The 612-nt window shown below is 48.7% G+C and carries 3 tRNA genes and 1 rRNA gene; all 4 read left to right on the top strand.

Annotated elements, in window-relative coordinates:
• The first annotated feature begins 161 nt into the window (after positions 1-161).
• A 5S ribosomal RNA gene (gene rrf / locus AC1DIT_RS28330) occupies positions 162-277 on the top strand.
• Positions 278-286: 9 nt separating this feature from the next.
• A tRNA-Asn gene (locus tag AC1DIT_RS28325) sits at positions 287-361 on the top strand.
• Between the two features lie 5 nt (positions 362-366).
• Positions 367-458 (top strand) — tRNA-Ser (locus AC1DIT_RS28320).
• Between the two features lie 10 nt (positions 459-468).
• Positions 469-543 (top strand) — tRNA-Glu (locus AC1DIT_RS28315).
• Positions 544-612 lie beyond the last annotated feature (69 nt).

Raw genomic sequence — 612 nt, 5'->3', positions numbered from 1 at the left:
AGGTGGAAGCATGGTGACATGTGGAGCTGACGAATACTAATAGATCGAGGACTTAACCATATAATATGAAGCAARTGTTATCTAGTTTTGAGAGAAYATAAAAAACTTRTTGACTTTTTWARTSAATCAAGTATAATAATGTTTGTCTCRAGTGAATRTAGTCTGGTAATGATGGCAGAGAGGTCACACCCGTTCCCATACCGAACACGGAAGTTAAGCTCTCTAGCGCCGATGGTAGTTGGGGCCTTGCCCCTGTGAGAGTAGGACGTTGCCAGGCTAATATTATTCCGCAGTAGCTCAGCGGTAGAGCTATCGGCTGTTAACCGATCGGTCGTAGGTTCGATTCCTACCTGCGGAGCCATGATTGGAGAGCTGTCCGAGTTGGCCGAAGGAGCACGATTGGAAATCGTGTATACGTCACAAGCGTATCAAGGGTTCGAATCCCTTGCTCTCCGCCATAATATTTTTGGCCCGTTGGTCAAGTGGTTAAGACACCGCCCTTTCACGGCGGTAACACGGGTTCGAATCCCGTACGGGTCACCACTTTTGGAGGATTAGCTCAGCTGGGAGAGCACCTGCCTTACAAGCAGGGGGTCGGCGGTTCGATCCCGT

This window comes from Bacillus sp. 05T22 (genome assembly GCF_056396765.1).
The sequence above is the reverse complement of the archived record's forward strand: the minus strand, read 5'-3'. Positions and strand labels throughout refer to the sequence as shown.